Origin of the sequence: Candidatus Enterovibrio altilux (assembly GCF_002381345.1) — a bacterium.
GTDB classification, from domain to species: Bacteria; Pseudomonadota; Gammaproteobacteria; order Enterobacterales; family Vibrionaceae; genus Enterovibrio; species Enterovibrio altilux.
Genome location: NZ_CP020663.1, coordinates 208635 through 230183, shown reverse-complemented (window position 1 = coordinate 230183; position 21549 = coordinate 208635). Strand labels below are relative to the sequence as shown.

The following is a 21549-nucleotide window of genomic DNA, read 5'->3' as shown; positions in this document are numbered from 1 at the left end:
CTTAGTTTGATCCCATAGCTGGATGGTTTCTTTATTAATCTAGAATATTAGTTAGCTACTATTGATTAAAATTTGATTATACTGTTTCCAGTTAGTTGTTTAAAGCGTAGATGAATCAGTTAGTTATCTATTTTAAAACAAAGCTCATAGTCCATTATTTTAGAATATCTTATCTGAACTCAAATTAAGAAGTAAAGCAAAAAATTACACAAAGATGTTTCCCGCATACTTGCTTTTTACGCGTAAACAGGCAGCCGCTTACAAATTGCAAGCACTTTGGCTTTAGTTTCATTAATAACATCTTGGTTTTCAATGTCGTCTAACACGTCGCTCATCCAGTTAGCTAGTTCTTTTACATCGTTTTTTGTGAAACCACGACGTGTAATAGCAGGTGAACCGATACGAATACCAGAAGTGACGAATGGTGTACGTGGATCATTGGGTACACTGTTTTTGTTGACAGTAATGTTTGCTGCACCTAGCGCTGCATCTGCTTCTTTACCTGTAATATTTTTGTTAATTAAATCGACAAGGAACAAATGGTTTTCTGTGCTGTCAGAAACGATTTTATAACCGCGCTTTTGGAACTGAGCCACCATTACTTTTGCGTTATCAACTACGTGCTGCTGGTATGCCTTGAATTCGGGCTCCATAGCTTCTTTGAATGCAACCGCTTTTGCTGCGATAATATGCATTAAGGGACCACCTTGAGTACCAGGAAAAACTGCTGAGTTGAGCCTTTTATAGAAGTCTGCGCCTGCATTTGAGAGGATAAGACCACCACGAGGGCCTGCTAGGGTTTTATGCGTCGTTGTTGTAACAATGTGTGCGTGTGGTACAGGCGTTGGGTAAATTCCTGCGGCAACAAGGCCCGCGACGTGTGCCATATCAATAAATAGGTAAGCAATTACTTTGTCCGCAATTTCACGCATGCGAGCCCAATCTACGATTTGTGAGTAAGCAGAGAAACCACCAATAATAACCTTTGGATTGTGCTCAATCGCCAGTGCTTCCATTTCATCGTAGTTTATCTGGCCCGCTCTATCGATACCGTAATGGATAACGTTGTAGTGCTTGCCAGAAAAGTTAACTGGAGAACCGTGTGTTAGATGACCACCATGCGCCAAACTCATACCTAGAACAGTGTCACCTGGATTTAGAAGCGCCATGTAGACAGCACTATTGGCTTGTGAACCGGAGTGAGGCTGAACGTTAGCGTATTCAGCACCAAACAATTTACACGCACGTTCAATAGCAAGTGTTTCTGTTCTATCTACAAATTCACAACCACTATAGTAGCGTTTGCCTGGGTAGCCTTCTGCATATTTATTGGTTAACTGGGAGCCTTGCGCTTCCATAACACGTGGGCTAGTATAATTTTCTGACGCAATAAGCTCAATGTGCTCTTCTTGGCGTACAGTTTCTTTTTGGATCGCCGCAAAAAGTTCTGGGTCGTAATCAGCGATATTCATAGTACGCTTTAGCATCTGTATCTCCTGACTCAGATTCTTCTATGGGCTAACCTTTTTAACTTACCAAGCTGACTAAATAGCTCTAAAAGTTAAGGAATTTGATTAATTTGACTTCAATTTCAGAATGAGTTGATTTTTATCAAACCGAAACCACCAGCACTCATGCAGACGCAAACATTATTGTATTAGTTTTCTTAACTGCTGTGATTCTACAAGATTTATTCCGTAACAGGTAGTAGCAATTATCTAATTTTTACGCTACTGAAAATAAGGTTGCTTTTTATTCTTCTCATTAATTGAATTTACGCCACCATTTCATTACTGGATGTATACCATCATTAACTGGCTGTGCATAAAAAACGTACTAAACGCCAACGTCATATTCTATGTTGTTTAAATAAAATTATTGACTATATAAAAGCTTAAATACTAATAATTTAAACGCTGGTTTAATCGATATTAACGGCTTCGGTTATCTTTGCCTTCCTGCATGGAAAAACCCTAAGTTTTTAGCGACAAATGGTTTAGTTTCCTAAGTCAGGAAATTCAATTATCAATTTACATTTTAAACAGTTAGGCTACCGTAAATCTTCAGGTTTATGAATAAGCTTCGCTGTCAAACAATTAACCGAAAACAGTGTAATAAAGCTTTCATCAATCATAACTCACTAATACTCTGGATTAATGACGAAGCTATTTAGCTATGGAATCAAACTAAGCGTGGTAATTATGAAAAATTTTATGTATCAGCAAGCGAGCTAAAATGGTTAATGTTGCATTCAAGACGAAGACTAAAGGAATCATCCAGTGCTTAGTTATTGGTTCTACGGATTAAAAGTCTATGGTGGAAACTAACGGCGAGTAAAAAAGCATGGTTCTGATGGGAAACAGCAGTTTGGCGCAAGTTACATTGAGCATTAAATATAAATGCGCATTTAACCATAAAAATCATTGGAATAGCTAAGTTGCTAAATAAACGAAGTCTCTCGCTATTGCCCTGCTTAGTTTGATTCAGTAGCTGCATGGCTTGCTCATAGACCTGAATATTTAAGTTAGTCTAGCTGTCTAGAGTGTTGATTGAAAATTTAGTTTCATTATTTAAGAAACAAAGTTATAACTGATGCTTAATAGACACGTTTTTATTGTTGGTTCATAGCGCTTCCGGTGTGAAAGGTACTATGACAAAGCCTGCTCGTTATTAGTAGATGAGGTTTATAAGCTGCTTATGAATCTGTTTGATACTCGTAGTTAATTGAAACATAAGTATTGGTAAAAAAACCCGCCGCATGGGTCGGGTTTTTTATATTTGTGAGACGAGAGGATTAACGCGCACGGAAGATAATACGTCCTTTTGATAGATCATAAGGTGTCATTTCTACGGTAACTTTGTCACCAGTAAGGATACGGATGTAGTTCTTGCGCATCTTACCAGAGATGTGAGCAGTTACTACATGTCCGTTCTCTAGTTCTACTCGAAACATAGTGTTTGGCAGGGTATCCAGTACGGTACCTTGCAGTTCGATTACGTCTTCTTTTGCCATTTAATCCTCTTAGGCTAGCTCTCATTCATTTTTGACTGGCAAATGATGCCTTGATTGTTTAAGCCTGTAAAGTTCAGAACTGCAATTTTACCTCTTTGTATTCTTAGTAACCAGTAAAATGATGGGGGGTGAGTCTAAATTTGGCGTTAATTTGCAAGCTGTTTATGCGCATGGACTATGTTAAATGAGGTTATTCGGTTATCATAATGATGATATTATTATCATTTTTACGCTGGTTATCTATTCAATAAATAGTTGTATTTTAAAAATAGTGCTTACCTTAATAAATATATCCATGACTTTATAATGCATTTCCGTTAATTTTGGATATTAATTCATTTTTTTATTGAGTTATGTCAAGAATTTTATTTCCTAATATACGTTCAGATAGTAAATTTCAAGATGATTCACCATGAAACAATTATTTTCATTTTAGGTATATCTAACCCAGTTCGCTTATTTAATGCTTTTATTATGGCTCAGCTTTCGCTAATCTGAGCATTATAAGCTCTTAAGTTCCATGCTCCTTCAAGTGTTTTTTAACTCGCACCATTGCTGTTTTTGCTAAGAAACGTTGGTGGTAACCGTCTTGAGTTACTCAATTAGGGAACTGAATTGTCAATCAACACGATAAATAGCTAGGCTCACTTAAATATTCAGGCCTATGAACACGCTTCGCTGCAAAATAACTAACAGGAAGCAGTATAATCAAGCTTTAATCAATAGTGGCTCGCTAACATTCTGGATTGGTGAAAAAAATATTTAGCTATGGAATCAAACTAAGTCGTGTGATCATGGGAGACCTCCTTTATTTAGTAACTTAGCTATTACGATGGCGCTCATGGTTAAATGCGTGTTTTCAATGCCATTGAGAGACCTGCAAGGATTAATTAGTTTTGTTTCAAACTTGCTCAACTGCCATTGTGCCATGCCCTCACTAGTCAGACATTAGCAAACGAGCTACAATGGTTAACGTCACATTCAAGATGAAGGCTAAAAGAATAATCTTGCCCCTAGCCATCTATGCTACGGAGTTAAAAATCTACGGTGAGAGCGAATAGTAAGTAATATAGCATGACACTGATGGAAATGGTTAGTTTAGCCAAAGTTACATTTCAAGGTAAATATAAAGACGCATGAAATCATTGCTGCTGCGTTCAGTGCGTTAAATATGACTGGTGGCCAAGTGCTACCTAACTTGTTCAAACAGGTTAATCAAAAAATCAATAAAATATAAGTCAATGGTGCTTATAATCCAGACGATGTTATGAAACTGTTCGTATTAAACGAGTGGTTCCACTTATCCCCCAAGAAAAGGAACAACTTTGTGGGAACGAAGTTATTCGCGTAATTTAGCGATCAGTTACCAGAAGTTATACGGTTTAAATAAGCATTGAAAAGCAAGGTATGATTCCCATGCATGAACATTTCCTACCAGAGGCGGCAATGTTTTGAATCAAAAAGTTAATTGGATGAACATTGAGCCTAAGGGCTGACAAAGCTCAGATGGGTGAAAGCTACGCTATGGTAAAAGCGTTAAATAAGCTAACAGGGTTAAGTATGCCTGAAATGAAAGTAATTATCCAATAACCTATTATGTTTGGGCTTGCTATTTGAACTTAAATTGGGAAACAAATCCTATTCACAATTAAAATAAAATTTTATAGTTTATCACGGGTGTCTACTATGTTTGATTTAATGAATCCATGATTTTTTTTAAACGTGCAAGAAGATTAAATCTTATGCATTGCCTTTCACTGGCAGTCGAAACTTTGCTGCAAAGTTCAGCATACGGTTCAATGGGACCAGTGATTTCAAGCGAATTGCTTCATTAATTTGAATTTCATGCTGATCACCGCCTTCTGTTAACGCACGTTTAATCGCCTGAAGGCCATTCATTGCCATCCAAGGACAATGTGCGCAACTACGACATGTTGCGCCTGCTCCTGCTGTGGGAGCTTCAATTAGTTCTTTTTTTGGTACAATTTGCTGCATTTTGAAGAAAATACTTTTGTCTGTCGCAACAATCATTTTTTGGTGTGGTAACTCTTTTGCTGCTTTAATAAGTTGGCTGGTAGAACCTACAGCATCAGCTAATAATACTACGCTTGCTGGAGACTCAGGATGCACAAGAATTGCTGCATCAGGGTACACTTCTTTCATGTTTTTCAGCGCGTTTGCAGAAAATTCATTATGCACAATACACTCTCCTTGCCACAACAGCATATTGGCTCCAGTATTATGAGCAATGTAAGCACCTAGGTGACGATCAGGCCCCCAAATAATTTTTTTACCTTGTTCATCAAGATATTCAATGATTTCCAACGCAATAGATGAGGTAACGACCCAATCAGCACGTGCTTTTACCGCAGCAGAAGTGTTGGTGTACACCACAACAGTATAATCAGGGTGCGCATCGCAAAACGCAGTAAACTTGTCTTCTGGACAACCGATATCAAGTGAGCATTCAGCATCTAGTGTTGGCATAAGAACAGTTTTTTCAGGTGTCAAAATTTTCGCGCTTTCACCCATAAAACGAACTCCAGCAATCAGAAGAATTTTTGCAGAAAATTTATTGCCAAATTTTGCCATTTCCAGTGAGTCACCTACGAATCCTCCCGTTTCTTCTGCGAGCGCTTGAATTTCTGGGTTAGTGTAATAGTGAGCAATTATCACAGCATCTTTTTCTCTTAGCAGCTGTTTAATACTCTCGATGTAGCTGGCCTTTTGAAAGGTGGATAATACCTCCGGTTTTGGAGGAAACGAGTATACCGTTTCGACGGTATTTATAACTTGGCTCATCGGTTTACTCAGACATGCTTATAATCCGGTCATTATACAGTCTTTGTTTCCTAATTCGAGTTCAGATAGCAAATCTTCACATGATTCATTATTAGGAAATCACTTTCGTGTTAGGTGTGCCTAATCCAGCCAGCTTATTTAACGCTTTTATCATTGCTAGCTTTCACTAGCCTGGGCATCGTAAGCCCTTAGGCGCAATGTCTCTCCCAGTAGTTTTTTGATTCGAATCATTGCTATCCCTTTTAGGTAACGTTTATGATAACCGACTTTATTTTTTAAATAAGAGAACTAAATTTTTAAATACTTTAAACAGTTAGGTTCACTTAAATATGCGAGTGTATGAACAATCTTTGCTACAAAACAACTAACTGGAAGCAGTATTAGTAAGCTTTAATCCATCGTTGCTAACTATTATTTTTTATGGATACAGGAATTATTTAGCTATGGAATTAAACTCAGCAGGGTAATTGTGGAATAACACGTTTATTTAACGACTTAGTCATTACTGCGGCCTTCATGGTTAAATGCGTATTTTCAATGCAATTTAGAGGTCTGCAAGAATTAATTAACTTTGTTTTCAAACTTGTTCAACCGCCATTGTCATACCCTCACTATTTATGCATTAGCAAGCAAGCCAAAACGGTTAACATTACGTTTAAGATGCAGAATAAAGGAAGAATATAGCACTTAGCTATTGATTCTACGGGGATCACAGTTTACGGTGAAGAATAATGGAAAGTAAAGAAGCATGGAACTGATGGAAAACGGGGAGTCTGACGTAAGTTAGATTTAACGGTAGATATAAATATGCATTAAATCATTGGTGCTTAATTAAGTGCATCAAATGTGACTGACGGTGCAGTGCTACTTAACTTATTGAAAGAAGCCCGTTTAAAAATTAATGAAATGTCAGCCGATGGTGCTTATGATATCGTTCATATTAAACGAGCGGTTCCATTCATACCACTAAGAAAGGGAGCAATTTTTTGAAAACGAGGTTATTCGCGAAATTTAGTGATCAGTTACCAGAAATTATACATTCCAATCAGCATTGGAAAACGAGATTTGATTACCATAAGTATTCCTTATCAAAAACGGCAATATTTTGAATTAAAAAATTTTCTGTAGGGATATTGAGTTGCAGGGATTACACTATCTTAGATTTGTGAAACTAACGTTATGGTAAAAGCGTTAAATAAGCTGACAGGATTAGGTGTGTTCACAACGAAGCGATTATTTAATAGTGAATCATGAAAAGATTTGCTATCTAAGCATGAATTAAGAAATAAAGCTTATTATACACCGCATATTGTTGTATTTAAGCCTAGGGTGGCAGAGATTTGAAAGAAAGATATGAGTTCTATACTCATATAATCCTTGATTTTTAAATTACTTGTGTATATCTAGTTGAAGAGTAACAAAGATAAAAGCCGATATAATGTCGGCTTTTATCTAAGTAAGAAAATTTTTTTATTTTTTCATTTGCTTTTCAGCTTGGCTTGCGGTGGTCGTTCTAGGGTATTCTTTTATGACATTTTGGAACAATATCTGCGCATTCACTTTATCACCTTGACGATCTGCAATCATGCCTAGTTTAAGTAATGCATCAGCGCGTTTACTTGATTTAGCATGGTGGCTTACTGCATCGAAATGCTGCTTGGCTAAGTCTAGTTCACTCTTAGAAAAGTAAAGTTGTCCCAGCCAGTAATGTGCGTTTGGTTTATAAATAGACTGAGGGTATTCAATCAAAAATATATTAAAGGCCTGTGTCGCACCTGTGTAGTTTTTTTCTTTAAGAATTAGGTTAACCGCAGCATCGTATTCTTCATTTTCAAACTGATTGCTTGAATAGACTTCCGATGTAGAAGGTTTTTTAAGCTTATTTTCAACCACAGATTCTCGCTTGGCATTATGTAGAATATCAATTTCTTTGTACAAATTGCGTTGTCGTTCTAGTATCTGATTTAACGTGTGACTATTTTCTTCAACAGTGCCGCGCATTTCATCTAATTCGTCTGCTATTTGTGCAAGCTGACGTTGCATATTCATTTGCATTTGGTTGCGTATTTCTAGCATTCGCTCCAATCGCTCAGCGGAGCTACTGCTTCCACCCCCTAACTCAGTCACCGTAGCAGGTGTGGCAACCACAGAGGCTGTCACATTCACCAGTAACGCCAACGAAAAAAAACGTAATGTGTTACTGTTCATAATGATTTACCTGCTAACTTAGTAAACCAGAACCGCACGACGGTTCTTAGCATATACATCTTCACCTTGTCCTAGCATCAATGGCTTTTCTTCGCCGTAGCTCACAATAACAATTTGAGATGCTGGAACACCTAGTGTTTGCAGGTATTTAGCCACTGCATTTGCACGACGCTCACCCAGCACAATATTGTATTCAGGTGTGCCACGTTCATCAGCATGACCTTCTACAATAACATTAATACTATTATTTGTACGCAGGAATGCAGCGTGTGCATTTAGCATGTCTTCAAACGTTAGACTTACAGAATAGTCATTGTAATTAAAATAAACAGTTTGAGATTGACGTAATTTATTATTATGGAGCTCATGTTCCATTAAGCTACTGTGACCATCATCTATTACTGGGGTTATGACTGTGGTTTTTGCATCGTTTATTGGTTGAGAACCACTGCTATCAATTAAGCTATCAATTGAGCTACATGCCACTATAGTAAACATAGGTAGTGTAACAGCCAAATTCTTAAGTACTTTATTTAATTTCATTTTATTTTCCTTAATTTCAAATACGCGCAAATATTATTGGAATGAGGACCATGATGGTGCCTTGGCTCGACCGTTTGTCGCAGGTAATTGCGCTTTAAATCTCCCATCAATGGAAACCAGTGAAAGCACGTTATTACGTTCGTGTACTGTGCTGTAAATTACCATACTGCCATTAGGTGCAAGGCTTGGTGATTCATCAAGTATTGTTTTGGTCAGAATTTCAAGGGTACCAGTTTGTAAATTTTGCCTTGCAATGTTGTAGCCTGAATCTGAATAGTGAACCATCACCAGATATTTACCGTCTGGAGTTAATTGACCTCCAAGGTTTTGGCTACCCTGCCAAGTTATCCGCTCAATAGAACCATTGGTTAAATTTACTTGATAAATCTGTGGTTTACCACCCCTATCCGAGGTAAAAATCAAAGACTGTCCATTTGGATCCCAGAATGGTTCAGTGTTATTCGCGCGCCCTCTGGTAATTTGGTCCATTTTACGCGTTTTAAGATCCAGTATATAAATTTGTAAACTTCCTGTTTTTGACAAGACTAAGGCTAGTTTACTGCCATCTGGGGAAAATATTGGTGACCCATTGTGACGAGGAAATGCTGAAATTTTTTCGCGTTCACCTGTATAAATATTTATGCAAAATATTTCTGCTTGATCGTTTTCAAAACTTACGTAAGCAAGATTTTTTCCGTCTGGTGACCAGGCTGGAGACATTAAAGGCTGCTTAGAACGTAGTACCAATAATTCATTATAACCGTCATAATCAGAGATGCGTAGTTGGTACGGATAATCTAACTCATCATCGATAACCACATATGCAATACGCGTTAAAAATGCTCCTTTCTCACCCGTTAATTTTTCATAAACTAAATCGGAAATACGGTGAGCATATTGGCGTAATTGTTTGCCGGCAACCGTCTTACGGTTGTTAAGCAAAAGATGACCTTGCACTAATTCAACGTTAGTTGATAGCCATTTACTTTTACCACCTGTCAACTGACCACTAATAACGTCAATAAGTTGATACTCAATTAGGTACTTACCATCTGGCATAAGACTTATTTTACCCGTTACCAATGCATCCACACCCATTGCGGTCCAATCATTGAAATCCTTGTTTTTATCGCTGTAAAAAGTTTGTGACATTGTGTCAGTAAGGACTGGACTAAATTTTCCGCTGCGTTGAAGATCTGATGCTATCACATCAGACACATTGGTTGGTAATTTGCCTTCTCCTTCCCACTTAAAAGAAACAATGCCGATAGGGCGTGCAGAGTTTACCCCTTCAGTTATGACGAGCTTGAGTTCAGCATGTGCAAGCTGGATGATAGTAATCATGAGTGTAGACATACCAAATAAAACATGTTTCAACATACAGCATTCCTTTTACTTTGGTTTCACCGTCAGTTCAATGTTTTGAAGCTTGGTTATGATTTCTTTGTCTTCAGGAACTGGGAAAGATGATATTTTTAATACAGCCGTTTGTGTTGCACGGCATAAAGTGCGATTCCCGCTCACTTCATTGACATCAAATAAAAATCCAGTGCTTGATAACCGTATTCTTACAATACACTGTTGACCAAAAAAACTGCTGTCTACTAGCAAATTTTGCTGAATCATTTGTGTATAGATTGCGCCATAACGGGAAACTTCATTAAAAATAAATCTTCCTCGAGCCGAATTTCTATTGACAGATTCAAATTCGAGATCATTAAAAAGCTCATTACGAGTAGCTTCTTGCTCTATAAGTTTACGTTTGCGGATTTCTTCAATTTTTAGCGCTTCAGCTTTCTTTCGCTTTTGCTCAGCACGTTGACGGTTCGCCTTGACTTGTGCAGCAGCTTCTTCAGCTTTATACTGTTCTGCTTCTTGCCATTTCCTCTCAGTTTCTGCAGCCGCTAATTTTTCTTTAGCTATGCGAGTCGCTTCTTCTCTCTGATGTTGTTCTTCTGCTTCCTTCTGACGGGCTGCAGATATACGTTTACGTTCAGTCTCAATCTTACGTATGTCTTTTTCAGCAGCTAATCTCTCAGTCCTTAACTCATGAAGACGTTTTTTTTCTTGTTCGTGCTGTTTCTTAAGTTGATTAGTTTGTTGTTTTAACTGATGAAGATGATTATCTTCTTGTCGTTTAGTTTCGCTACGCTGCTCACGAATTTTTCGCACTTGTTCGTTCACAAGACTGGAGTCAATAACTACAGCTTCAATATTATTCACTGTGAGGTGGCTTGCTACATTTGTAAAATAATCCCCTAAAAGCAAGCCGCCTAAAAGTCCTGCATGTAGCAACACAGAAATAATTGTTACGCCAGAGTATCCTGTGTTTTCTTTTTTGTTCATTTAGTTATTATATCACGAATCAAACGGTTCAGTCATGAGTCCTACAGAGGATACGCCCTCTTGGTTCAACGCATCCAATGTGACGATGATTTTTGAATAAGGTACCCTACCATCGCCACCCACAAGAACAAGCGATGTAGGGTTGAGTACAAGTTCAGCTCTAACTCGCACCAATATATCCGGCAATGATAACCCACGCTCCATGTCACCATTGTTAACACTTAATCCCAAAGCACCATTTTGGTCAATTTCGACGATAATGAATGCACTACTATCCTTATCTGATGCCATTTTTGCCGTTTGAGTATGTGGAAGATCCACATCTACACCTTGAGTGATAAAGGGTGCTGTTACCATAAAAATAATCAGTAACACCAACATAACATCGATGTATGGGACCACATTTATTTCAGCGGTAAGTTTACGCCGTTTACTTTGATAGACCATGAATTACTCCTTTGGTGCAGCAAACGCTTGACGATGTAGAATGCTTGAAAACTCTTCCATGAAGTTAACGTAGTTATTTTCTAACTTGCTGACTCTAGATGTCAGCCTGTTGTATGCCATTACCGCAGGAATTGCAGCAAATAAGCCCATTGCAGTCGCTACCAATGCTTCTGCGATGCCAGGTGCTACCATAGACAGCGTTGCCTGCTTTACAGTACCAAGTGCAATAAACGCATGCATGATGCCCCATACAGTGCCAAACAAACCGATATATGGACTGATTGAACCAACTGTAGCAAGAAATGGGAGGTTGATTTCCAACAACTCTACTTCTTTTGACAGGGATACACGCATTGAACGAGAGGCACCATCCATAACTGCCTCTGGTACTTTGCCGTTACTGAGGTGCAGGCGCGCAAATTCTTTAAATCCAGAATAAAAAATTTGCTCGCTACCTGTCAGCTGCTCTTTACGTGCCTGTACCTCTTGGAACAACTGAGAAAGCTCCATTCCAGACCAAAAATGGTCTTCAAAATGCTCTGCTTTTGCAGCTGCCTTAGATAAAATTTGAGAACGTTTGATGATCATCGCCCAAGACACGATTGACATACCAAGCAGAACTAGCATAACTACTTTTACTAGTATGCTTGCTTGCAAAAACAGATCAAAAATTGACAGTTCAGCATTCACTTAAAATCTCCGATTGAATTGAGTTGGGTTGAATTTTATTTGATTAAAATAGATATAGGCTACTTTAACGACAGCTCGACACAACATCTTACTCTCTGAATCCGCTACATTTTGACAGAAAGTTAAGCTGAACCGATGTAATTCAGACACAATAATTTGAACGGTTAGTTGCTCGTCCAAAATTTCATATTTAATGAAGTTAGTGTCCATATCATGCACAATAAACGTAGGGTAATATTCAAATAGTACTTTGTTAGTTATACCAATAGCACGTAGAAGTTCAGTTCTTTTGTTTTGCAAATACTTGATATAATATACTAGGCTACTCACATCTGTATCCTCATAATACACATGCGTAAGCCAATAAAATGGATCAAAACGATTCATTTTATAATGACCTGTAATCCATCAAAAATTTCATGAAACACAATGATTAATTTATTTAAAGTATTCAAAGCATATTGCATTGGAGTACATCACGATTGCCGCAAAATACAACAATCTGAAGTTAAAAAATTTTCCTCCAAGGGAGGCTTTGTTTCTAACTCAAATTCAGATATCAAGTGTAAACATGAGCAACTACAGATGCTAGCTTCGTTTTAGACAAACCTGCCTAAAAATTTTTAATTTGATTATGATAATTATTTAGTTAAGTGTTCCTCCGAGCAGCTTTTTTACTCAAAAGTTTACCGTTTTTGATAGGAAATATTTATAGTAACTATAGCTTGTTTGTCTGCTCTGTATTCAATAGATTAATTGTAATTCAAAGATAATACTTCATTCAATGAATGTACTAATTATTTTATCGTACATTTTCTTTCATTTTAAGATCTGATCATTTGCCTAGTAAATTGTTTCAAGCGAATACGAAGGGTGCAATTCTTTCTCTCAATACGTTACGTATAGAGTTTACAATAATGTGTTTATTTTCGTGAAGGGTATTTATACATTAAAACGGCTTAGTTTCATTTCATAGCTAAATGACTTCTTCATCAACCTAGAATGTTAGTGAGTTCCCGATTAATTAAAGCTTGATTATACTTTTTCAGTTGATTATTTTGTAGCTAAGCTTATCCATAGACTTGAATATTTAAGTGAACCTAGCTGTTTAAAGCGTAGATTGATAATGTAGTTTCTTGATTTAGGAAACAAAGGCATGGTTACTATCAGCATTCACTATTAGATACATCAATGTTTCGAATCAAAAACTATTCGGAGGAACATGAAGTCTAAGAGATCACAATGTCCAGATTGGCGAAATTTACGCAATAATAAAAGTGCTAGATAAGCTGATAGGGCTAAGTATGCTTAAAACAAAAATAACCGTATAATAATTTGTCATGTTGAAATTTGCTATCTGAACTAAGATAGGGAACATAACTTACGGTAAATTCAGTGATGTTTGCTCTTATTTTTACGACTTTCTAACAGTTGCTAATTTTTACAAGCGACGGAGAACATAAATTGTAATGCCAGAAACTACTATCCAAAGATAAAGCGGCCAATCACCATAAAGAGTGTAAGGCGTTTGCCCTTGCGTTGTAGCAACATTAGCACGCAAAATCACAGTTTTAAACTGTGGTACCTGCTCTATCAATTTACCTTTATAGTTAATAGCCGCTGTCAAGCCAGTGTTAGTGGAACGCAATACGGGCTTACCGTGTTCCAATCCGCGCATGCGTGCTATTTCAAGGTGCTGATGTGGGCCTATTGAGTTGCCAAACCATGTATCATTCGACAATGTCAAAATAAATGTAGAATCTATAGTTAGGCTATGTCTTACTTGATCGCTAAAGGCTATTTCATAACAAATTGCAGGGGCTAGTTTATGGCCTTTAGCATTAATATTTGGTTGGGTGTAATTACCGCGGCTAAATGACGACATGGGCAAATTAAAGAGTGGTGTGAGTGGACGTATAATATCTGCAAATGGCACGAACTCTCCAAATACCAATAAGTGATGTTTACTGTAACTCTCTGGTGCAGGATAGCTATAACCCTCGGTGCTATTATTACCCAGCGTAATCACGTTATTGTAAAATTGTCCTTGTCTATTTTGATCGATCACGCCTACAATGATGGCTGAGTTGTTCTTTTTAGCTGAATTGTCTAGCCTTGTTAAAAAATCGGAAAGATCACGCTCTAATGCAGGTATGGCTGCTTCGGGCCAAATGATAATGTCAGCATCCCAATTTTGGCGTGTCATGTCTTGGTAGCTTAATAGTGTAGTCCAACGTTGGCTCGGCAGCCATTTTAATTTCTGAGGAATATTTCCTTGTACCATCGCGATATCAACAGTTTCTCCCGTTTCTTGCACCCAGGATATCTGGGTGAATACGATGGTAATTACGATAACAGCACAGGTAAATAGTAAAGTTGATACCTTTTGGTTAAGCAATGCTGTAGTAATAGACGCGGAGATAATCATGAGAGCAAACGTAATGCCTTGTACGCCAAAGACAGGAGCAATGCTTGCTAGTGGACCATCTATCTGGCTATAGCCAGGCCAGAGCCACGGAAAGCCTGTTAGGAACCAACCCCGGAACCAATCGATAACCAGCCAAAGCGAAGGTGCTAGCAGTAAGTAGGATATGGAAAGAGGCAACTGAATGCGTCTTAGGAGATAGGTGAAGAGGGCGGGAAAAAGTGCAAGATACGCAACTAATAATCCTATGAGTATTAAACCTACTGCTGTAGGTAGACCCCCAAATTGCTTAATAACAACGTAAATCCAGCCCACACCAGTAGAAAATTGGCCTATGCCCCAACTATAACCGATCAGCATTGCCTGTTTGGGCGTTTGCTGGTGGACAAGCAAGAGTAAAAAAATTAGCGAAACTAGCATTGCTGGCCAAAAAGAATAAGGGGCGAAAGCCAGTGTTGCGATTGCACCAAAAAAAATGGCTCCAATGATCCTCATGAATACTTGGCGCTGTTTAAAAATTTTACTGTTTAACATATGAAGATTATGCTGTTTCCTCTATAGTAATATCAGGAATAGTAACCTGCAATTGGACAATACGTCGACTGTCAGCTGTTGTCACTTTGAAATGAAAATTTTCGATGTTGACTTTTTCACCACGTATTGGCAGGTGACCAAAGCTAGTCATCACTAACCCGCCTATGGTGTCTATGTCATCATCATTAAATTGTGAGCAAAATCTCTCATTGAAGTCCTCTAGTGTCGTGAGCGCTTCCACTGTAAAAGTGTGCTTACTCAATTGGTGGATTTCCTGTTTTTCATTATCATCGTATTCGTCTTCAATATCGCCAACGATTTCCTCCAAAATGTCTTCGATTGTCACAATGCCAGAAACGCCACCAAATTCATCGACAACAATCGCCATGTGATAATGTTCTTCCTGAAACTCTTTAAGAAGTCGGTCAACTCGTTTGCTCTCTGGCACGACAACAGCAGGACGAATTACCTTATCGATATCGAATGATTCGCTGTCACGGATTAAGTAACGAAGTAAATCTTTCGCTAAGAGGATACCTTCTACATGATCTTTATCATCGTTTATAACCGGGTAGCGAGAATGCTGGGCATCATTTATAACATTAATTATCTCTTCCAGCAGTTGTGTGCGTTCGATGGTTACCATCTGTGAACGTGGAATCATAATATCGCGAATCCGCATCACGGAGATTTGCATTACACCTTCTAACATGTCCCGTGTTTCGTGATCAATTAGATCATTCTGTTCCGAATCACGGAATACATCTACTAACTCCTGACGATCTCTCGGGTCACCCTGAAAGATTTGGCCAAGGCGTTCGAAGAAAGTTTTCCTACTCGGACTTTCAGTACTTTGTGGGTTGTCTTCGTTCATTGTCTCAATATTTATAGTTATTTAGATGAAATCGGCGGCGTAAGGATTCGAAAACCCTAATGAAGTCATGATTGAAATCTCGAGAGATTCCATTTTTTTTGCTTCTTCATCATCCATATGGTCATAACCTAGCAGATGAAGACTGCCATGTACAACTAAGTGAGCCCAGTGGGTAAACAGGTCTTTATTCTGTTCTTCTGCTTCTTTTTCTACGATTTGACGGCAAATTACTAAATCACCTAATAAATTTAACTTTACACCAGAAGGTGCCTCAAAAGGAAATGACAAAATATTGGTTGGTTTGTTGTTGCCACGGTAATCGAAGTTTAAAGATTGGCTTTCCAATTCATCCACGATACGTATGGTCACTTCCGCGTATTCGTGAAAAGATTTCACCACATGCTCAAACCAGCCCTGAAGTTGTATCTCTGATGGTAGGTTATCATCGTTTTGTGTAGCTATTTGTAGGTCTACATATGGTTGCATGTATGATTATTTTTTCTGATTGTGCGATTATATTTAACGCAGCTTAACGCTTTTTTTAGTGATGTTCTTCTGCGTGCTTATGTGCGCGTGCGTTTTCATTTTTTCCATATCTCAAATAATACGTATCATAACGGGATGGCTAACTACATCATCTGCTTGGGTAAAATTGAAGCTAATTTTTTTCGTGCATATTAATATTTCAATGGTATGGTTAAAATTTGAATACTTATTATGAAGGTAATTAATGTATGTTACACCAACAGTAGGTTCTGTTTCTTAATTTAAACTTAAATAGTAAATCTCAACATGATTAATGATTAAACAATCGTTTTTGTTTTAGGCATACCTAGCTCGGTTAGCTTCTTTGATGCTTTTATCATGCCGTAAGTCTCGTTAATTTGAGCATTATAATCTCTTAGGCTCAATGTCCCTCACAGTAATTTTTGATTCAAAATATTGCCGTTTCTGATAGGGAACGTTTATGGTAGCCATATCTCGTTTTTCAATGCTGATTGGAGCCATATAACTTCTGGTCACTAATCGCTAAATTATGCAAACGATTTCGCTTCTAAAAAAATTGCTTTTTTTGGTAATATGAGTGGAACCGCTCGTTTAATACGAAAGGTTTTGTAATATTGTCTGGTCTCGTAAGCACCATCGGCTGATATTTCATTGATTTTTCCGTGAATTTATTTGAGTAAGTTAGGGAGTACTTCGCCGTCAGTCACATTTGATGCACTTAACTTAGCAGCAATGATTTTATGCGTATTTATATCTATCACTAAATGCAACTTGCGCCAGACTTGCCGTTTCCCATCAGTACCATGCTTTTTTGCTTTCTATTCTCCTTCACTGTAAACGTTGAGCCCCGTAGAATCAATGGCTAAGTGCTGTATGCTTCCTTTAGTCTTCGCCTTGAACTTGACGTTAACCGTTTTGATTCGTTTGCTAATGCATGAATAGTGAGAGCATGACAATGATAGTTGAGCAAGTTTGGAAACAGTATTAATGAATCCTTGCAGACCCCTCAATGATATTGAAAATACGCATTTAACCATGAGGACCATCGTAACGTCTAAGTCGCTAAATAAACGAGGTTTTTTATAATTACCCTGCTTAGTTTAATTCCATGGTTAAATAGCTTCTTCATCAATTTAAATATTAGTGAACGACGATTAATTAAAGCTTAATTATACTGCTGCCAGTTAGTTTTTTGTAGCGAAGATTATTCATAGGTCTGAATATTTAAGTGAGCCTAACTGTTTAGAGTGTTGATAAAAAATTTAGTTCCCTTATTTAGAAAATACAGTCGATTACCGTAAACGTTCTATAGCAAAGACAGTGATGTTGTGAGTCAAAAAATCTCTTGGAGGAACATCGAGCCTAAGAAATCATAATGCCTAGATTAGCGAAACTGATGCCATAATAAAAGTATTAAATAAGCTGACAGAGTTAGATATGCTAAAAACGAAAGTGAGCGTCTAGTAGTTAATTATATTAGGATGTGCTATCTGAACTCGAATCAGAAGATAAAGCCACGCTCATGGTTAAACGCGTGTTTTCAATGTCATTGAGAGATCTGCAAGGATTCAGCAATTCTGTTTTCAAATTTACTCAACTGTCATTGTCATACCCTCACTATTCATGCATTAGCAAGCGAGCCAAAACGGTTAACGTCGCGTTCAAAACGCAGACTAAAGGAACCATCAAACGCTTAATCATGTATGCTACGGGACTAACAGTTTACTGTGAGGACGAATGAAAAATAAAAAAGTATCGCACTGATAGCCAACGTCGAACCTGGCACAAATTATATTGAGCGGTAGGTATAAATACATATGATATTATTGCTGCTAAGTTAAGTACATTAAATATGACTGACGGTGAAGTCCTACCTAACTTACTCAAACAGACCCGCTGTAAAATCAATGCAATATCAGGCAATGATGCTTACGATATCAAACAGTGTTACTGATCAAAAATGGTACGGTTGCGAGCTAAAAAACTGCTCGGAGGGACATTGAGACTAAGGGATCACAATGTTCAAATTAGTGGAATCTATATAGTGACACAAGTGTTAGATAAGTTGATAGGACTAGGTACTTCTAAAATAAAAGCGAGCGTCTAATCATTCATCATGTTAAAATTTGATATCTTTAGTAGACTTAAGAAACAATTTTTATTCTCGTGTAAAAACATTCAATATATGTTTATTTATTCATGTTTATAATTGTATTTTAGTGTACAGGTAATGTTAATAGATACGCTATTTTTCTGAAGATCAATATATTATTGGCAAGCTTTATACGCAGCGTATTGATGAAAAAATTTGACCTTCTGCACTTGCTTGAAACACCTAACTCAATAAAAAAATAATTGGATACTCAAAATCAACGACAATATATGATAAGCCATGGGAATATTCATTAGAATGTAAGTATTCTCTTTAGATTACTGGTTGTAGAATTTCAAGCAAGTCTTACATTAAGCTTCTAATGCCTTATTGATCTTCTCGTAAAGATCTTTTGCTAAATTATTTAATGCTGATAATCGTTCGAGTTCTACACGCATTAAGTGCTGTCTTTTGTGATCAAATCGTTTCCATTGGAGTAAAGGATCAATCAAACGAGATGCAACTTGGGGGTTTAATTCGTTCAATTGAATAATAATGTCAGACAAAAATTTATATCCAGAACCGTTTGTTGCATGGAAATGAATTAGGTTATTAGTCGAGAATGAAGCTACCAGCGATTGTGTGCGATTTGGATTTTTCAAATTAAATGCAACGTGTTGCACTTGGAGCTTGACGTTTTCTAATGCGTTATTTGCTGGATTACAGCCTTGCAATATAAACCATTTGTCCATCACGAGGCCATCATGTGTCCATTTATTACTGAATGCCTGCATTAATGACTCACGGCAAGGTAATTGGGCGTGGTTAGCAACTGCAAGTGCGGCTATTGAATCCGTCATATTATCTGAATTATTATAGTGAACTGACACTAATTCATTACCATGATTATTTAACGCTAAATAACTAAGGCAAATATTTCTAAGATTGCGATTTCCGATAGCCTTGTAATCAATTCGATACTCGGATTCATTTAATGTATGATAAATAGCACTAAATTCATCTGCAAACGATTTAGCGAAACAGCACTTAATTGCTTCGCTAACTTGATGTATAGCATTTACATCCACAACATCAAACCAACCACTTATTTCATTTTCGCTTGGTAACGTCATTATTTCTGCTTTGAGTGCCACATCCAAATCACGATTCAACAAAATGCTTCTGAATGCATTAAGTACATCGTTCTTCAAGACTATATCCTCGCCTTGCTGAATATGAAAAATATTTATTTTAATATGCTTCGCAAGCAACATTTGTGCCGCATCCCAGCGCGCAAATTCATTACGTGCATGCACCATTAAGAACGTAAGTTCTTGGTCACTATAATTATAATTAAGTTTAACTGGTGCGGAAAATTCACGAAGCATAGAAATCATGGGTTTTTCATTCACGTTGTCAAATACAAATTGCTGCTTAGTGCCAGTGACATGAAGCACATTGTCAATAGCCTTTCCATGAAGTTGTAATTCAATCACACAGCCATCAGATGCATAAAGTTCTATATCGAACGGAATCAGTAGTGGTTGCTTATCTTTTTGATCTCTTGTCTCTGGAGTCATTTGCGCGATGTTAAGTATTAACGTTTTTTCATGCGCATCGTACTCAGTCTCAATAGTTAACGTTGGCGTCCCTGATTGACTATACCACAAACGAAATTGGGAGAGATTTACACCAGACGCATCTTCCATTGCCTTGATAAAATCTTCACACGTGACTGCTGTGCTATCATGGCGTTCAAAATATAATTTCATGCCTTTTTGAAAGCGCTTCTCTCCCAATATAGTATGCATTATTCTGATGACTTCACTTCCCTTTGCATACACAGTTAGCGTATAAAAATTATTCATTTCTATGATTTTATCAGGCCGAATAGGATGCGACATTGGACTGCAATCTTCTGCAAATTGAAGGCTACGCATAATACGAACATTACCAATGCGGGTAACAACACGAGACCCAAGATCTGATGAGAACTCTTGCTCACGAAAAACAGTCAAACCTTCTTTCAAACTAAGTTGAAACCAATCACGGCATGTAACGCGATTTCCCGTCCAGTTATGAAAATATTCATGTCCTATGACAGCTAAGATACTTAAATAATCAGAGTCAGTTGCAGTGTCAGGGTTAGCAAGCACAAACTTAGAGTTAAACACATTTAACCCTTTGTTTTCCATTGCACCCATGTTAAAAAAATCAACTGCTACGATCATATAAATATCAAGATCATATTCGAGTCCAAAACGACTTTCATCCCATTTCATTGAGTGTTTCAATGATTCCATCGCATGTTTTGCACGATATAAATTGCCTTTATCAACAAATATCTCGAGCGTAATCTCCCGACCACTTCGAGTTGTAAAGGTATCCTCTAGCAGGTCAAAGTCTCCACCTACTAAAGCAAATAAGTAACTCGGCTTCGCATGAGGATCTTTCCATTTGACCCAGTGGCGGCCATTTCCTGCATCGCCTTCACTCACTTTATTGCCGTTACTTAGTAGATAAGGGTAAGCAGCTTTATTTGCAGTGATGGTTGTAGTGAATTGTGTTAGCACGTCAGGACGATCTAAAGAGTATGTAATCCGACGGAACCCTTCGGCTTCACACTGGGTACAATATGCACCATCTGATTTGTATAAGCCTTCTAACGAAGTGTTTTCGTCTGGATTTATCTCAGTCTCAATTAAAAGCTCAAATTTTTGAGGTAATTGGAATAAAATAAGACCTTCCGCTGTTTTAAAGTAATGTGGCCAACTTTTACCATTTATATTGAGTTTTTTAAGCGTTAGACCTTCACCATTTAAAAGCATAGAATCAGCGCCGTCAACCATCTGTTTAACACGACTTCTTGCTGTTACACGCGTGTGTGTGGGCTGCAAATTAAAATCCAAATTAATGTGAGTTATCGTAAAATCAGGAGCATTGTAATCTTTTCGGTATTTCACCTGAAGTTGTTGCGTCATGTTAGATTCCTTTTGTTACATAACGAAAACGTGCGATCAGTATTTTTACTGAATTTACACGATAAAGAATACATAACTATCTAAGAT

The 21549-nt window shown here is 37.5% G+C and carries 15 protein-coding genes and 6 pseudogenes; 5 read left to right on the top strand and 16 right to left on the bottom strand.

What is annotated here, in order from left to right; translation table 11 throughout:
- Positions 1–236 precede the first annotated feature (236 nt).
- Positions 237–1487 carry a serine hydroxymethyltransferase gene (gene glyA, locus BTN50_RS08675; RefSeq protein ID WP_096619872.1) on the bottom strand — a complete coding sequence of 417 codons (1251 nt, stop codon included), beginning with the start codon at positions 1485–1487 and terminating at the stop codon, positions 237–239.
- A gap of 584 nt (positions 1488–2071) precedes the next feature.
- Between glyA and BTN50_RS11615 the strand changes: the two are divergent.
- A pseudogene (locus BTN50_RS11615) lies at positions 2072–2324 on the top strand (IS5/IS1182 family transposase); the annotation flags it as partial.
- Between the two features lie 470 nt (positions 2325–2794).
- Here BTN50_RS11615 and infA read toward each other — a convergent pair.
- A complete protein-coding gene (gene infA / locus BTN50_RS08670) occupies positions 2795–3013 on the bottom strand; it encodes a translation initiation factor IF-1 (RefSeq protein ID WP_016961517.1) in 219 nt (72 codons plus the stop codon).
- A 664-nt stretch (positions 3014–3677) separates the two neighbouring features.
- Here infA and BTN50_RS08665 point away from each other — a divergent pair.
- Positions 3678–4603, top strand: a pseudogene (locus tag BTN50_RS08665) (IS5 family transposase).
- Between the two features lie 150 nt (positions 4604–4753).
- Here BTN50_RS08665 and nadA read toward each other — a convergent pair.
- The gene (nadA, locus tag BTN50_RS08660; protein WP_096619870.1) at positions 4754–5815 is read right to left on the bottom strand and encodes a quinolinate synthase NadA; all 1062 of its coding nucleotides are present in this window, start codon (positions 5813–5815) and stop codon (positions 4754–4756) included.
- Positions 5816–5906: 91 nt separating this feature from the next.
- Positions 5907–6097: pseudogene (locus BTN50_RS11610) on the bottom strand (IS5/IS1182 family transposase); the annotation flags it as partial.
- A gap of 57 nt (positions 6098–6154) precedes the next feature.
- On the opposite strand from BTN50_RS11610, the pseudogene BTN50_RS08655 reads away from it, so the two are divergent.
- A pseudogene (locus tag BTN50_RS08655) lies at positions 6155–7069 on the top strand (IS5 family transposase).
- Between the two features lie 216 nt (positions 7070–7285).
- On the opposite strand, the gene ybgF reads toward BTN50_RS08655, so the two are convergent.
- From ybgF to BTN50_RS08600, 11 genes and pseudogenes are all read right to left on the bottom strand, one after another.
- Positions 7286–8023: a tol-pal system protein YbgF gene (gene ybgF, locus BTN50_RS08650; protein ID WP_096619868.1), complete on the bottom strand. Its 738-nt coding sequence runs from the start codon at positions 8021–8023 to the stop codon at positions 7286–7288.
- Positions 8024–8041: 18 nt separating this feature from the next.
- A complete protein-coding gene (gene pal, locus BTN50_RS08645; RefSeq protein WP_096619866.1) occupies positions 8042–8566 on the bottom strand; it encodes a peptidoglycan-associated lipoprotein Pal in 525 nt (174 codons plus the stop codon).
- Positions 8567–8599: 33 nt separating this feature from the next.
- The gene (gene tolB / locus BTN50_RS08640) at positions 8600–9946 is read right to left on the bottom strand and encodes a Tol-Pal system beta propeller repeat protein TolB (protein ID WP_096619864.1); all 1347 of its coding nucleotides are present in this window, start codon (positions 9944–9946) and stop codon (positions 8600–8602) included.
- Between the two features lie 12 nt (positions 9947–9958).
- Positions 9959–10912, bottom strand: coding sequence for a cell envelope integrity protein TolA (tolA, locus tag BTN50_RS08635; RefSeq protein ID WP_096619862.1), 954 nt, complete (start codon positions 10910–10912; stop codon positions 9959–9961).
- Positions 10913–10924: 12 nt separating this feature from the next.
- Positions 10925–11359 carry a protein TolR gene (gene tolR, locus BTN50_RS08630; RefSeq protein WP_096619860.1) on the bottom strand — a complete coding sequence of 145 codons (435 nt, stop codon included), beginning with the start codon at positions 11357–11359 and terminating at the stop codon, positions 10925–10927.
- A 3-nt stretch (positions 11360–11362) separates the two neighbouring features.
- Positions 11363–12049, bottom strand: coding sequence for a protein TolQ (tolQ, locus tag BTN50_RS08625; RefSeq protein WP_096619858.1), 687 nt, complete (start codon positions 12047–12049; stop codon positions 11363–11365).
- Positions 12050–12379, bottom strand: coding sequence for a hotdog family protein (locus BTN50_RS08620; RefSeq protein ID WP_223823273.1), 330 nt, complete (start codon positions 12377–12379; stop codon positions 12050–12052).
- Between the two features lie 1111 nt (positions 12380–13490).
- On the bottom strand, positions 13491–15008 hold the full coding sequence (lnt, locus tag BTN50_RS08615) for an apolipoprotein N-acyltransferase (RefSeq protein ID WP_096619856.1): 1518 nt from the start codon (positions 15006–15008) through the stop codon (positions 13491–13493).
- 7 nt (positions 15009–15015) lie between these two features.
- The gene (gene corC, locus BTN50_RS08610) at positions 15016–15882 is read right to left on the bottom strand and encodes a CNNM family magnesium/cobalt transport protein CorC (protein WP_096619854.1); all 867 of its coding nucleotides are present in this window, start codon (positions 15880–15882) and stop codon (positions 15016–15018) included.
- 21 nt (positions 15883–15903) lie between these two features.
- Positions 15904–16368, bottom strand: coding sequence for an rRNA maturation RNase YbeY (gene ybeY, locus BTN50_RS08605; protein ID WP_096619852.1), 465 nt, complete (start codon positions 16366–16368; stop codon positions 15904–15906).
- Positions 16369–16685: 317 nt separating this feature from the next.
- A pseudogene (locus tag BTN50_RS08600) lies at positions 16686–17548 on the bottom strand (IS5 family transposase).
- A gap of 360 nt (positions 17549–17908) precedes the next feature.
- Here BTN50_RS08600 and BTN50_RS11600 point away from each other — a divergent pair.
- Positions 17909–18340: pseudogene (locus BTN50_RS11600) on the top strand (transposase); the annotation flags it as partial.
- A 9-nt stretch (positions 18341–18349) separates the two neighbouring features.
- Positions 18350–18496 (top strand): hypothetical protein, encoded by a 147-nt coding sequence (locus tag BTN50_RS12570; protein WP_161493008.1) that lies wholly within the window; start codon positions 18350–18352, stop codon positions 18494–18496.
- A 356-nt stretch (positions 18497–18852) separates the two neighbouring features.
- Here BTN50_RS12570 and pepN read toward each other — a convergent pair whose 3' ends face one another.
- Positions 18853–21462, bottom strand: coding sequence for an aminopeptidase N (gene pepN / locus BTN50_RS08590; RefSeq protein WP_096619848.1), 2610 nt, complete (start codon positions 21460–21462; stop codon positions 18853–18855).
- Positions 21463–21549: the final 87 nt, after the last annotated feature.